The 13,311-nt window shown below is 69.7% G+C and carries 13 protein-coding genes; 5 read left to right on the top strand and 8 right to left on the bottom strand.

What is annotated here, in order from left to right:
* Positions 1-3 precede the first annotated feature (3 nt).
* The 4 genes from ACZ7L5_RS09100 to ACZ7L5_RS09085 form a co-directional block, all read right to left on the bottom strand.
* A complete protein-coding gene (locus tag ACZ7L5_RS09100; RefSeq protein ID WP_031057580.1) occupies positions 4-321 on the bottom strand; it encodes a non-heme iron oxygenase ferredoxin subunit in 318 nt (105 codons plus the stop codon).
* The gene (gene sufD / locus ACZ7L5_RS09095; protein ID WP_471515570.1) at positions 321-1,502 is read right to left on the bottom strand and encodes a Fe-S cluster assembly protein SufD; all 1,182 of its coding nucleotides are present in this window, start codon (positions 1,500-1,502) and stop codon (positions 321-323) included. Before sufD ends, ACZ7L5_RS09100 begins: the two co-directional genes overlap by 1 nt.
* Before the next feature lie 62 nt (positions 1,503-1,564).
* Complete coding sequence (gene sufB, locus ACZ7L5_RS09090; RefSeq protein WP_328882422.1) at positions 1,565-2,989, bottom strand: Fe-S cluster assembly protein SufB; 1,425 nt, start codon at positions 2,987-2,989, stop codon at positions 1,565-1,567.
* Positions 2,986-3,738: a helix-turn-helix transcriptional regulator gene (locus tag ACZ7L5_RS09085; RefSeq protein ID WP_365066678.1), complete on the bottom strand. Its 753-nt coding sequence runs from the start codon at positions 3,736-3,738 to the stop codon at positions 2,986-2,988. Before ACZ7L5_RS09085 ends, sufB begins: the two co-directional genes overlap by 4 nt.
* A 161-nt stretch (positions 3,739-3,899) precedes the next feature.
* Here ACZ7L5_RS09085 and ACZ7L5_RS09080 point away from each other — a divergent pair, with 161 nt between their 5' ends.
* From ACZ7L5_RS09080 to ACZ7L5_RS09065, 4 genes are all read left to right on the top strand, one after another.
* The gene (locus tag ACZ7L5_RS09080) at positions 3,900-4,697 is read left to right on the top strand and encodes an AAC(3) family N-acetyltransferase (RefSeq protein WP_471515567.1); all 798 of its coding nucleotides are present in this window, start codon (positions 3,900-3,902) and stop codon (positions 4,695-4,697) included.
* Between the two features lie 45 nt (positions 4,698-4,742).
* Positions 4,743-5,666, top strand: a complete 924-nt coding sequence (locus ACZ7L5_RS09075) for an ABC transporter ATP-binding protein (RefSeq protein WP_471515565.1) — start codon at positions 4,743-4,745, stop codon at positions 5,664-5,666.
* A gap of 56 nt (positions 5,667-5,722) precedes the next feature.
* Positions 5,723-6,439 carry an ABC transporter permease gene (locus ACZ7L5_RS09070; protein WP_471515882.1) on the top strand — a complete coding sequence of 239 codons (717 nt, stop codon included), beginning with the start codon at positions 5,723-5,725 and terminating at the stop codon, positions 6,437-6,439.
* 75 nt (positions 6,440-6,514) lie between these two features.
* Entirely contained in the window at positions 6,515-7,507 is a 993-nt protein-coding gene (locus ACZ7L5_RS09065) for a COX15/CtaA family protein (RefSeq protein ID WP_471515880.1), read from the top strand.
* A gap of 1 nt (position 7,508) precedes the next feature.
* On the opposite strand, the gene ACZ7L5_RS09060 is transcribed toward ACZ7L5_RS09065, so the two are convergent.
* From ACZ7L5_RS09060 to ACZ7L5_RS09045, 4 genes are all read right to left on the bottom strand, one after another.
* The gene (locus tag ACZ7L5_RS09060) at positions 7,509-8,261 is read right to left on the bottom strand and encodes a nucleotidyltransferase domain-containing protein (protein ID WP_471515563.1); all 753 of its coding nucleotides are present in this window, start codon (positions 8,259-8,261) and stop codon (positions 7,509-7,511) included.
* An 18-nt stretch (positions 8,262-8,279) separates the two neighbouring features.
* On the bottom strand, positions 8,280-9,386 hold the full coding sequence (locus ACZ7L5_RS09055) for an amidohydrolase family protein (protein ID WP_328882417.1): 1,107 nt from the start codon (positions 9,384-9,386) through the stop codon (positions 8,280-8,282).
* A gap of 93 nt (positions 9,387-9,479) precedes the next feature.
* Positions 9,480-9,800: a hypothetical protein gene (locus tag ACZ7L5_RS09050; protein ID WP_363033949.1), complete on the bottom strand. Its 321-nt coding sequence runs from the start codon at positions 9,798-9,800 to the stop codon at positions 9,480-9,482.
* A gap of 58 nt (positions 9,801-9,858) precedes the next feature.
* Positions 9,859-10,827 (bottom strand): heme o synthase, encoded by a 969-nt coding sequence (locus ACZ7L5_RS09045; protein ID WP_406204616.1) that lies wholly within the window; start codon positions 10,825-10,827, stop codon positions 9,859-9,861.
* A gap of 362 nt (positions 10,828-11,189) precedes the next feature.
* Here ACZ7L5_RS09045 and tkt point away from each other — a divergent pair, with 362 nt between their 5' ends.
* On the top strand, positions 11,190-13,277 hold the full coding sequence (gene tkt / locus ACZ7L5_RS09040) for a transketolase (protein WP_471515561.1): 2,088 nt from the start codon (positions 11,190-11,192) through the stop codon (positions 13,275-13,277).
* Positions 13,278-13,311: the final 34 nt, after the last annotated feature.

The raw sequence follows: 13,311 nt of genomic DNA, 5'->3' as shown, positions 1-13,311 counted from the left end.
GCCTCAGGACTCCTGGGTGAGGGAGACGAGTACGTCGTCCCCTTCGATCTTTACGGGATATACGGGGACGGGGCGCGTCGCGGGAAGGCCGGACGGCTTGCCGGTGCGGAGGTCGAAGCTGGAGCCGTGCAGCCAGCACTCGATCTGGCAGTCCTCCACCTCGCCCTCGGAGAGCGAGACGTTCGCGTGGGAGCAGATGTCGTGGATCGCGAACACCTCACCCTCGGTCTGCACGACCGAGACCGGCGTGCCGTCGAGTTCCACCCGCTTCGGGGTGTCCTCCTCCAGCTCGCTCAGCCCGCAGGCGCGTACGAAAGCCATCAGACCGTGGCCTCCAGCTCCTCGTCGATCTTCACGAGGAGGCGCTCTTCGATGTCGTCGACGCCGATCTGCTGGACGAGCTCGGCGAAGAAGCCCCGCACCACCAGGCGACGGGCCTCGTCGGCCGGGATGCCGCGGGCCATCAGGTAGAAGAGCTGCTCGTCGTCGAAGCGGCCGGTCGCCGAGGCGTGGCCGGCGCCGACGATCTCGCCGGTCTCGATCTCCAGGTTCGGCACGGAGTCGACCCGGGCGCCGTCGGTCAGAACCAGGTTGCGGTTCATCTCGTACGTGTCCGTGCCCTCGGCCCTGGCCTCGATCAGCACGTCGCCGATCCACACGGCGTGCGCGTCCTCGCCCTGGAGCGCGCCCTTGTAGGCGACGTTCGACTTGCAGTGCGGGGTGTTGTGGTCGACCAGGAGACGGTGCTCCTGGTGCTGGCCGGCGTCGGTGAAGTAGAGGCCGAAGAGCTCGGCCTCGCCGCCGGTGCCGGCGTAGGCGACGCGCGGGTGGAGGCGTACGAGGTCGCCGCCGAAGGTGACCACGAAGGACTTGAAGGTGGCGTCCCGGCCGATCAGCGCGTTGTGCTGGCCGACGTGCACCGCCTTGTCGTCCCAGTCCTGGACGGAGACGACGGTGAGCTTGGCGCCGTCGCCCAGGATGTAGTCGACGTTGGCGGCGAGCACCGCGTCACCGGTGTGGTCGATGACGACGACGGCCTCGGCGAAGGCTCCGAGCTCCACGACCTGGTGGCCGTAGGCGACCCCGCCCTCGCCGTGCACGGCGATGCGGATCGGCTCGGTGAGGACCGTCTCCTTGGGGACGGTGATCACGCCGGCCTTCTCGAACGCCGAGTAGGCCTGCGCGGCGACGCGGTCCACGGGCATGCCCGCCTTGCCGAGGCGCGCGTCGTCACGGCCGACGGTCTCGACGGTGACGCCCTCGGGGGCCTCGACGGTGACCTGCAGGCCGTCGCCGGTCGCCACGGCGGTGCCGTCGTGCAGCCCGCGCAGGCGCTCCAGCGGGGTGAACCGCCACTCCTCCTCGCGGCCGTGCGGAACCGGGAAGTCCGCCACGTCGAAGGACGGGGGCGCGCTCATGCGCGTGGCGACGGTCGACTCGGCGGCAACGGCCACCGCGCCGGCGGTGGTGGACCCCACCGGGATGTTCTGAGCCTCAGCCATGGCTGTCGGTCTGCTCTCTTCCTACGTCAGATTTCGCTAGCTGCTTTGCAGAGGACCCGGTCTTAACCGACCGCGCCTTCCATCTGCAGCTCGATCAGCCGGTTGAGCTCAAGGGCGTACTCCATGGGCAGCTCCTTGGCGATCGGCTCGACGAAGCCGCGCACGATCATCGCCATCGCCTCGAACTCGCTCAGACCGCGGCTCATCAGGTAGAAGAGCTGGTCCTCGGAGACCTTGGAGACGGTCGCCTCGTGGCCCATGGACACGTCGTCCTCACGGACGTCCACGTAGGGGTACGTGTCGGAGCGGGAGATGGTGTCGACGAGCAGCGCGTCGCACAGCACGTTGGACTTCGAGCCGTGGGCGCCCTCGCCGATCTCGACCAGACCGCGGTACGAGGTACGGCCGCCGCCACGCGCCACGGACTTCGACACGATGTTGGAGGAGGTGTTCGGCGCCATGTGGACCATCTTGGAGCCGGCGTCCTGGTGCTGCCCCTCGCCCGCGAAGGCGATGGACAGGGTCTCGCCCTTGGCGTGCTCGCCCATCAGGTAGACGGCCGGGTACTTCATCGTCACCTTGGAGCCGATGTTGCCGTCGATCCACTCCATGGTCGCGCCCTCGTAGGCGACGGCGCGCTTGGTGACCAGGTTGTAGACGTTGTTCGACCAGTTCTGGATGGTCGTGTAGCGGCAGCGGGCGCCCTTCTTCACGATGATCTCGACCACCGCGGAGTGCAGAGAGTCCGACTTGTAGATCGGCGCGGTGCAGCCCTCGACGTAGTGGACGTAGGCGTCCTCGTCGACGATGATCAGCGTCCGCTCGAACTGGCCCATGTTCTCCGTGTTGATACGGAAGTAGGCCTGGAGCGGGATCTCTACGTGCACGCCCTTCGGCACGTAGATGAAGGAGCCGCCCGACCACACGGCGGTGTTCAGCGACGCGAACTTGTTGTCACCGACCGGGATGACGGTGCCGAAGTACTCCTTGAAGAGCTCCGGGTGCTCCTTCAGGGCCGTGTCGGTGTCCAGGAAGATGACGCCCTGCTCCTCCAGGTCCTCGCGGATCTGGTGGTAGACGACCTCGGACTCGTACTGGGCCGCGACACCGGCGACGAGGCGCTGCTTCTCCGCCTCGGGGATGCCGAGCTTGTCGTACGTGTTCTTGATGTCCTCGGGCAGGTCCTCCCAGGACTCCGCCTGCTTCTCCGTGGAACGCACGAAGTACTTGATGTTGTCGAAGTCGATGCCCGAGAGGTCCGAGCCCCAGTTCGGCATGGGCTTCTTGTCGAACAGCCGCAGACCCTTGAGACGGAGCTTGGTCATCCAGTCCGGCTCGTTCTTCTTCGCGGAGATGTCACGGACGACGTCCTCGCTCAGACCACGCTTCGCAGAGGCGCCGGCTTCGTCGGAGTCGGCCCAGCCGTATTCGTACTTGCCCAGACCCTCGAGCTCAGGGTGGGCAGTCTCCTCGATGGGGAGAGTCATGCGGGGTTCCTCCCGGCCTTGCTTGCAGATGCGTTATCGGTGGTGTGGGAAATCTTTGGGATGAACGTCGTGCAGACGCCGTCGCCGTGCGCGATGGTCGCCAGTCGCTGGACATGCGTTCCGAGCAGCTCGGCGAAGATCTCCGTCTCCGCCTCGCACAGCTGGGGGAACTGCTCCGCGACATGGGCCACCGGGCAGTGGTGCTGGCAGAGCTGCTCGCCTTTTTGAGGGAGGGGTGCGCTGCGCGCCGTAGCAGCGTACCCGTCGACACTCAAGGCCTTGGCCAGGGCTTCGGTGCGCTCGTCCGGGCTGACGGCCTCGATCGCCTTGCGGTACGCGCTCGCCTGAGCGGCGATCCGGGCGCGGGCGAAGGCGGCGACCGCCTCGCTCCCGCCCTCGCGCTCGGCGATCCACTTGAGGGCGTCCGCGGCGAGCTTGTCGTACGACTGGTCGAAGGCGTCACGACCGCAGTCGGTGAGCGCGAAGACCTTGGCGGGGCGGCCACGCGTGCGCGTGCCGTACACCCGCTGTTCCCGGGCCTCCACGACATCGTCCGCGACCAGCGCGTCCAGATGCCTGCGTACGGCGGCCTGGGTGAGTCCCAGCCGGCCGGCCAGCTCTGCGACGGTCGACGGCCCGTGGTCCAGGATGGACCGCGCGACCCGGTTGCGCGTGGAGCGCTCCCCGGTCGCGAGCTCCTCCTGAGGAGTTCCCATGGGGGCCTCCCGAGCCTCGCCGACGTATTTCACAACGCCATTGTTGCGTAATTCCTCAAGGGCAGGCAAGCCGCGGCCGGACACCCCGCGGGTGCCCTGCGTCACTTAGGCATACCTAATCTGACCTGCGGAAACGATCATTGATCGATCAAATCGCTGGCGTAGCGAGGCTCCCTGCGGGACACTCCCGAAACATGTCGACACCCCCTCCGACCGGCCCTCTTGTCACTCGGGACACCCTCGCGACACAAATGCGCGAGCTGGGCGTCCAAACCGGTGAAACCCTCCTCGTGCACTCCTCGCTCAGCGCCCTCGGCTGGGTCTGCGGAGGGGCCGTCGCGGTCGTCCAGGGACTGCTCGACGCACTCGGCCCGGACGGCACCCTGGTCGTCCCCACCCAGACCGGGGACCTCTCGGACCCGGCGGTGTGGAGCAATCCGCCCGTGCCCGAAGCGTGGTGGGACACGATCCGGGCGACCATGCCCGCCTACGACCCCCTGGTCACGCCCGCGCTCGGGGTGGGCGTGATCCCGGAGACCGTACGGACCTGGCCGGGCGCCCTGCGCAGCGCGCATCCGCAGACGTCCTTCGCCGCCGTCGGCCCGCGCGCGGCGCAGATCACCGAGGGCCACGCCCTCGACTGCCGGCTCGGCGAGCGCAGCCCGCTGGCCCGGCTGGAGGCACTCCACGCGCGCGTGCTGCTGCTCGGCGCCGGTTACGCGACGTGCACCAGCTTCCATCTCGCCGAGTACCGGATACCTTCGCCGCTGGTGAAGGTCGGCCGGCCGGGGCCTGCCGGCTGGGAGGTGGTGACCGAGGTGTCGATCACCTCGGACCGGTTCGACGAACTGGGGCGCGACTTCGACCGGGACCGCCCCGTCGTCCGGGGGAAGGTGGGCGCGGCCGAGGCACGGCTGTTCCCCGTTGCCGACGCGGTGGCGTACGCGGGGCGGTGGCTGGAGATTCACCGGCCCCGCGCGGAGGAGATGTGAACCCGGCCGTTCGGGTCACCGGTCGCGTACCTAGACTCTGGAGCCATGCGAACTGAGCCCGTGGTCCAAGTCCAGGCCCTGGTGAAGCGGTACGGCACGAAGACCGCGGTGAACGGCCTCGACCTGGTGGCCCAGGCGGGCGTGACCGCCGTACTCGGGCCCAACGGCGCGGGCAAGACGACGACCGTCGAGACCTGCGAGGGGTACCGGAAGCCGGACTCCGGCACGGTGCGGGTCCTGGGCCTCGACCCGGTGCGACAGTCCGGCGCGCTGCGGCCCCGGATCGGCGTGATGCTCCAGTCCGGCGGTGTCTACTCGGGCGCGCGGGCGGACGAGATGCTGCGGCATGTCGCCAAGCTGCACGCCCACCCCCTGGACGTGGACGCCCTCATCGAACGGCTCGGTCTCGGCAGCTGCGGCCGGACCACGTACCGCCGCCTCTCCGGAGGTCAGCAGCAGCGGCTCGCGCTCGCCATGGCCGTCGTCGGCCGTCCGGAGCTGGTGTTCCTGGACGAGCCGACCGCCGGGCTCGACCCGCAGGCCCGCCGCGCCACCTGGGACCTGATCCGGGACCTGCGCGCCGACGGCGTCTCCATCATTCTCACGACCCACTACATGGACGAGGCCGAGCAGCTCGCCGACGACGTCGCGATCATCGACGCGGGCCGGGTCATCGCCCAGGGCTCCCCGGAGGAGCTGTGCCGCGGCGGCGCGGAGAACACGCTCCGCTTCATCGGCCGCCCGGGCCTGGACGTGGGCTCCCTCCTCAAGGCCCTGCCCGCCGACTGCACGGCCGCGGAGCTGACGCCGGGCTCGTACCGGGTCGTCGGCAAGGTCGACCCCCAGCTGCTCGCGACGGTGACGTCGTGGTGTGCGCAGCACGGGGTGATGCCGGAGAAGATCTCGGTGGAACGGCACACCCTCGAAGACGTATTTCTCGAGCTCACCGGCAAGGAGCTGCGTTCGTGACCACGGTCGGTACGGGTACGTACACCCCGAAGCCGGGCGCCGCCCCGCTCCCCCGCATGATCGCGGCGCAGGCGGCCCTGGAGACGAAGATGCTGCTGCGCAACGGCGAGCAGCTGCTGCTGACCGTCGTGATCCCCACGCTGCTGCTGGTCCTCTTCAGCTCGGTGGACATCGTCGACACAGGCTACGGCGCGGCCGTCGACTTCCTCGCCCCCGGCATCCTCGCGCTCGCCGTGATGTCCACGGCGTTCACGGGCCAGGCCATCGCCACGGGCTTCGAGCGCCGGTACGGCGTGCTGAAGCGGCTGGCCTCCTCGCCGCTGCCCCGCTGGGCCCTGATGACGGCGAAGACGGCGTCCGTGCTGGTCACCGAGGTCCTGCAGATCGCCCTGCTGACGGTGATCGCCTTTGCGCTGGGCTGGTCGCCGGAGGGAAACCCGGCAGCCGTCGTCCTGCTGCTGCTCCTCGGGACGGCCGCCTTCTCGGGGCTCGGACTGCTGATGGCCGGCACCCTCAAGGCCGAGGCCACGCTGGCCGCCGCCAACCTGGTCTTCCTGCTGCTGCTCGTCGGCGGCGGGGTGATCGTGCCGCTGGACAAGTTCCCGGCGGGCGCACAGGACGTGCTGGGGCTGCTGCCGATCTCGGCCCTGTCGGACGGGCTGCGGGACGTGCTGCAGCACGGGGCCGGGATGCCATGGGGTGACCTGGGGATTCTGGCCGTGTGGGCGGTCGTCGGGCTCGCGGCGGCGGGCAGGTTCTTCCGCTGGGAGTAGCCCGGTCCGCGGGGCGAGCGGGACCCTCGTGAAACCGTGCACAAGCGGCCGCCTACGATAGGGCGCGTGCCAAAGCTGACCCGCGCCGACGCCGTAGCGGCCGTGCGCAACCCCCTCGCCTTCATCGCCGCACGCTGGACCCCGACCCCGAGGACGGTCCAACGGGCGGCCCTCGCCGCGCTCGTGATGGCGGTGCTCATCGTGGTCACCGGCGGGGCGGTACGCCTCACCGGGTCCGGGCTCGGCTGCCCGACCTGGCCCAAGTGCACCGACGACTCGCTCACAGCCACCAGCGAGATGGGCCTGCACGGTGCCATCGAGTTCGGCAACCGCATGCTGACGTACGTACTGTGCGCCGCAGTCGGCTGGGCGATCATCGCCGCGCGCTCCGAGAAGCCGCACCGGCGTGGCCTGACCCGGCTGGGGTGGGCGCAGTTCTGGATCGTGATGAGCAACGCGGTGCTCGGCGGCATCGTCGTGCTGGTCGGCCTCAACCCGTACACGGTCGCGGCCCACTTCGTGGCGACGTCCGCCCTGATCGCGGTCGCCACGGTGATGTGGCAGCGCACCCGGGAGGGCGACTCGACGCCGCGTCCACTGGTCGGCAAGGCGGTGCGGCAGTTGGTGTGGGTCCTGGTCGGGGCCTCGGTGCTGCTGATCCTGGTCGGCACGGTGGTCACCGGCGCCGGCCCGCACGCGGGCGACTCCAGTGAGGTCGAGCGGATGCCGCTCGACTGGGAGAACGTCACCAAGCTGCACGCCGTGCTGGCATGGATCGTGGTCACGCTGACGTTCGCCCTGTGGTTCGTCCTCAAGGCGGTCGACGCCCCGAAGGGCCCCCTGAACCGCACCCGCGACCTCTTCCTGGTCCTCCTCGCTCAGGGCGTCATCGGCTACGTCCAGTACTTCACTGACCTCCCGGAGATCCTGGTCGGCCTGCACATGCTCGGCTCGGCCGTGACCTGGATCGCGGTCCTGCGGGTGGCGCTGGCCCTGCGAGAACGGCCGTACGACGAGATCGGCCTCCCGTCCCCGGCGGCCGAGCCGACGGTCGGCACGCGCGCGTAGGTCAGCTGTACGCCGTCACCAACTCGTCGATCGCGGGGCCGAGGTAGCTCCGAGTCAGGCCGGCCCTGCGCGTCGCCCACTCCCCGGTCGGCGTCGGGGGCGCAGGGCTGTCGTAGCGCCGGCTGCGGATGTCCTCGACGAGTTCGACGGGCGCCCCGAGGCCGGGCAGCAGGTCCAGGGCCTCGCGCTTGGAGATCAGTCGGCCGTCGCGCAGGGTGACGCTCGCACGGGCGTAGGTGATCATCCCGAGGCCGACCCACACGTCCTTGGTCCACAGCGAGGCGTTGTCGACCGCCGGTCGCCAGAAGTCCCGCTGGTCGCGCACGACGAACTCGCAAAGTTCCCGGTCCGGCACCGGCGGCAGCAGCCCGGCGGGTGCCTTGCCGTGCAGCACTCGGCCGAAGGCGGCCAGCTCGCGCCGGGTCACCGGGGTCACCGTGCGTTTGAACAACTGCTGGTGCGCCCAGGTGAGGTGGGGCCGCTCGACGTCGTCGGCCGTGTCCGGTGTCAGGTACGTGCAGTGCAGCAGCGGTGCGAGCGGCTCGGACCGCAGCCGGGCATGGACCTTCGCCACCTGCCAGATGGTGCGGGGCGTGAGCGGGCCGTCCACCACGGCGATCAGGTCCAGATCGCTGCGGCCCTCCTGGTAGTCGCCGCCGGCGAGTGAGCCGTGCGCCCAGACGGCGACGGGAGCGGCGGGAGCGAGAACCGCGAGCTCTGTGAGGAAGCGGTCGAGTAAGGCGTCAGTCGGCATCCGCCCAGTCTGTGCGGTTCACTCCAGTCCGTACACCCGCCTGGCGTTTCCCGCTGCCACCATCCCCGCCACCCGTTGCGCGTCCCCCAGCGACCACGCCCCCTCGGCGACCCAGCCGCCGAGCACCCTGGCGAGGGCCTCGCGGAACAGGCGGGCCCCGACCACATGCAGTTCGGGCAGGCCCTGGGCGCCGCTGGAGAAGAGGATCTTGCCGAAGGGGGCCAGTTCCAGGATCTCGGCGAGGATCGTGGCCGCCCGGGCGCCGGTGCGGATGAGGGCGGCGCCCGAGTCGGCGTAGACGTGCGGGAAGACGCCGGCCAGATGGGCGGCGTGGCGGTGGTACGGGTAGCCGTGCAGGAGAACCAGGTCCGTGCCGAGGCCGGCCGTCGCGCGGACGAAGTCCGTCAGCAGCACCGGGTCCGTGCGGTCGATGCGCAGCCCCGGCTCCCCGAGCCCCGCGTGCAATTGCAGTGGCAGCCCCGAGGCCACCGCGATCCACAGCAGGTGCCGCAGCAGCACCGGGTCGCTCAGCTCGCCGCCGACCCTGCGTGCCGCCAGCCAGCGCCCGGCGGCGCCCCGCACCTCCCCCGGCCCCGGCGGCTCGGGCGCGAGCGCGAGCCCGTGCCGGACGCCCGCCACGGACGTGAAGGCCACCGCGTTCGCTGCGGCGCCGTGCACCGACTCGGCGAGGTTGGCGAGAAAGGACTCGACCGTGCCGGAGGTGTCGGCGACCTGTTCGGCAAGGAGTTCGAGGCGCACGATCTCATGGGCCTCGGCGGATCCGGCGGACGCCATCTCCCCGGGGCCGGTGAGATCGCCGGGCAGACCGGTGTCGATCAGATACGTGGTGACGCCGCTGCCCCGCAGCAGGCGCCGGCCCGCCTCCAGGACGCCCAGTTCACGGCGCCGGGCGAGATAGCGGGCGGGTGGGCAGTGCGGTTCCAGACCGAGGAGGGGCGGGCACCAGCGTCGTACGGCGAAACCCGTCTGGGTGTCGAAGAGCGTGGTGCCGGGCGCCGGTGGGCCCTCGGTGCGGGCCAGCTGGGCCTCGAAGGTGCCGAGGCCCAGCTCCGTGCGCAGTACGCCGTGGCAGTACTGGTCCACGAGGGATGGCGTTTCGATCATCCGGACTCCCCGTGGGTGGACGCTGCGTTTGCTCTACAGGTCCTAACGGGTGAACCGGTGACTTGGTGTTGCGTGAGAAGAAAGGGGAGTCGTTCAGCCGCCGACTTGGATGCCGGCCATCCGCTTCCACTCGTACGCGCCGGTCTTCACCTTCGCCGCGAACTCGCCGTCGAAGGACTCGTGGCGCGTGACCCCGGCCTTCTCCACCGCCTTCTCGGCGATCTCGTACGACGGTGCCACCAGGTCTCCCCAGCCGCCGTCCTCGCCGACGAGCACGATGCGGGCGCCGCGCTCGCCGATGTACGCGACCTGGGCCTCGGCGCCGCCGTGGGACTTCGCGAAGGTGTTGATCTGCTTGGCCAGCTTGGCCACCCTGCGCTCGGCCTTCTGGTCAACCTGCTGCGTGTCTGCCATGGCCAGGATGCTACTCACGAGTAGATCAGCTGGCGAGGGCAGGGCACTGTGACGTGCGTCAGCGCAGGAAGGGGTCGACGGCCACCGCCACGAACAGCAGCGAGACGTAGGTGATCGACCAGTGGAAGAGCCGCATCTCCTTCAGCTTGCCGCCCGTCACCTCCGCCTTCGCGCGGTTCTGGAGCGCGTGCGCCTCCCACAGCCACCAGCCGCCCGCGACCAGCGCGACCGCGGTGTAGAACCAGCCGGTGTAGCCGAGCGGAGTCAACAGGAGGGACACCGCGACCATCACCCAGCTGTAGATGACGATCTGCTTCGCGACGACCTTGTTCGAGGCGATGACGGGGAGCATGGGCACGCCCACGCGCGCGTAGTCCTCCTTCACCTTCATGGACAGCGGCCAGTAGTGCGGCGGCGTCCAGAAGAAGATGACCAGGAAGAGGATGAGCGGCGCCCAGGTGAGGGAGTTCGTGACGGCCGTCCAGCCGATCAGCACCGGCATGCAGCCCGCGATGCCGCCCCACACGATGTTCTGCGACGTACGGCGCTTGAGGATCATCGTGTAGACGACGACATAGAAGAGGAGCGCGCCGAGGGAGAGCCAGGCCGACAGCCAGTTGACGGTGAGGCCGAAGAGCAGCGTGGAGACGACCGCCAGCGTGATGCCGAAGGCCAGACACTCGCGCGGGCTGACCATTCCGGTGACCAGCGGACGCTGCGAGGTGCGGTCCATGAGGGCGTCGATGTCACGGTCGATGTACATGTTCAGCGCGTTGGCGCCGCCGGCGGAGAGATACCCGCCGATGCAGGTGAGCAGGACCAGACCGAGGTCGGGCACGCCCTGCTCGGCCAGGAACATCACCGGAACGGTGGTGATGAGCAGCAGCTCGATGATCCGCGGCTTGGTAAGCGCCACGAACGCCTTGACCCGGGCCCCGATCGGCCGCCGGCTCGGGCTCTGGCTCGTCCCGATAATCCCCGCTGGACGGGATTCAACGGCCGTCACGCACACCCCTGACAGAGACATCCCAGCAAGCCTCCCCGTGTGAAGTCCCGGTAAAGGCTCGCGCGTACCACGCCACTGTAGACGTTGCCCAGACCCGGACATTCGCGGGGGTGGGGTCGTGTTGGAGGGGGTGGTCCGACGGGCGCGGGGAAGCTCGATTGAGCACCCGGATGAGCGCCTGCGTATTCACTTGCCGAACGCGGAACGAGCCGGTCGGGAGGCGCATCCCGGCGACGCCCGGCAGTCTGGAATGACTCGAAAAAACGCACGTACTTCCAGGGGTAGGCTCGACAACGGCCGGCCGACGCCGAGAACGCCGGCAGCCGGTGGGCGCATGCCCGAAACACCGGCATCCGACATGTGGAGAGGAGCCCTGACCCAGGGTGAGCACCAAGCCGACCACCACAGACCTCGAGTGGACCGAGCTGGACCAGCGGGCCGTCGACACCGCCCGCGTCCTGGCCGCCGATGCCGTACAGAAGGTCGGAAACGGCCATCCGGGTACGGCGATGAGCCTGGCACCTGCCGCCTACACCCTCTTCCAGAAGGTGATGCGGCACGACCCGGCGGACGCCGACTGGGTCGGGCGCGACCGCTTCGTGCTGTCAGCCGGTCACTCGTCCCTGACCCTCTACACCCAGCTGTACCTGGCCGGCTTCGGCCTGGAGCTGGACGACCTGAAGGCGTTCCGGACCTGGGGTTCGAAGACCCCCGGTCACCCCGAGTACGGCCACACCACGGGCGTCGAGACGACGACCGGCCCGCTGGGCCAGGGTGTCGCCAACGCCGTCGGCATGGCGATGGCCGCCCGCTACGAGCGTGGCCTGTTCGACCCGGAGGCCCCCGAGGGCACCTCCCCGTTCGACCACTTCGTCTACGCCATCGCCGGTGACGGCTGCCTCCAGGAGGGCATCTCCGCCGAGGCCTCCTCGATGGCCGGCCACCAGAAGCTCGGCAACCTGATCCTGCTGTGGGACGACAACCACATCTCGATCGAGGGCGACACCGAGACGGCCGTCTCCGAGGACACCGTCAAGCGGTACGAGGCGTACGGCTGGCACGTCCAGCGTGTCGCCCCGCAGCCGGACGGCGACCTCGACCCGCACGCCATCTACGACGCGATCGAGGAAGCGAAGAAGGTGACGGACAAGCCGTCCTTCATCGCGATGCGCTCGATCATCGCCTGGCCGGCCCCGAACGCACAGAACACCGAGGCCGCCCACGGCTCGGCTCTCGGCGACGACGAGGTCGCGGCCACCAAGCGCGTCCTCGGCTTCGACCCGGAGCAGAGCTTCGAGGTCTCCGACGAGGTCATCTCCCACACCCGGGGTGCGCTGGAGCGCGGCCAGGCGGCCCGTGCCGTGTGGGAGAAGTCCTTCCAGCAGTGGCGGGACAACAACCCCGAGCGCGCCGCCGAGTACGACCGCATCGCCAAGGGCGAGCTGCCCACCGGCTGGGAGGAGAAGCTCCCGGTCTTCGAGCCCGGCAAGGGCGTCGCGACGCGTGCCGCGTCCGGCAAGGTGCTCCAGGCGCTCGGTGCGGTCATCCCTGAGCTGTGGGGCGGCTCGGCCGACCTGGCCGGCTCCAACAACACGACGATCGACAAGACGTCGTCGTTCCTTCCGGCGGACAACCCGCTCCCGGAGGCGAACCCGTACGGCCGCACGATCCACTTCGGCATCCGCGAGCACTCCATGGCCGCGGAGATGAACGGCATCGCGCTGCACGGCAATACCCGTATCTACGGCGGCACGTTCCTCGTGTTCTCCGACTACATGCGCAACGCCGTACGTCTGTCGGCGCTGATGCACCTGCCGGTGACGTACGTGTGGACGCACGACTCGATCGGTCTCGGTGAGGACGGCCCGACGCACCAGCCGATCGAGCACCTCGCGTCCCTGCGCGCCATCCCCGGTCTCAATGTCGTGCGTCCGGCCGACGCCAACGAGACCGCGATCGCCTGGCGCGAGATCCTGGGGCGCTACACCAAGGAGTTCGGCAAGGGCGCCCCGCACGGTCTGGCGCTGACCCGTCAGGGCGTGCCGACGTACGAGGCCAACGACGACGCCGCGCGCGGTGGTTACGTGCTGTTCGAGGCCGACGGCGGCGAGCCGCAGGTCGTCCTCATCGCGACCGGCTCCGAGGTGCACGTCGCCGTCGAGGCGCGCGAGCAGCTGCAAGCGGACGGGGTGCCGACGCGAGTCGTGTCGATGCCGTCCGTGGAGTGGTTCGAGGAGCAGGACCAGGGGTACCGGGACAGCGTTCTTCCGCCGGCCGTCAGGGCTCGGGTCGCGGTGGAGGCCGGCATCGGTCTCACCTGGCACAAGTACGTCGGGGACGCGGGTCGCATCGTTTCCCTGGAGCACTTCGGTGCTTCTGCCGACGGCAAGGTCCTTTTCCGGGAGTTCGGCTTCACTGCCGAGAACGTGGCCGCCGCCGCGCGGGAATCCCTCGCCGCGGCCCAGCGCTGACGCTCATATACGAGACGTAGGAGTTTGATTTTCC

Source organism: Streptomyces sp. NPDC107528 (assembly GCF_055639295.1).
The sequence above is the reverse complement of the archived record's forward strand: the minus strand, read 5'-3'. Positions and strand labels throughout refer to the sequence as shown.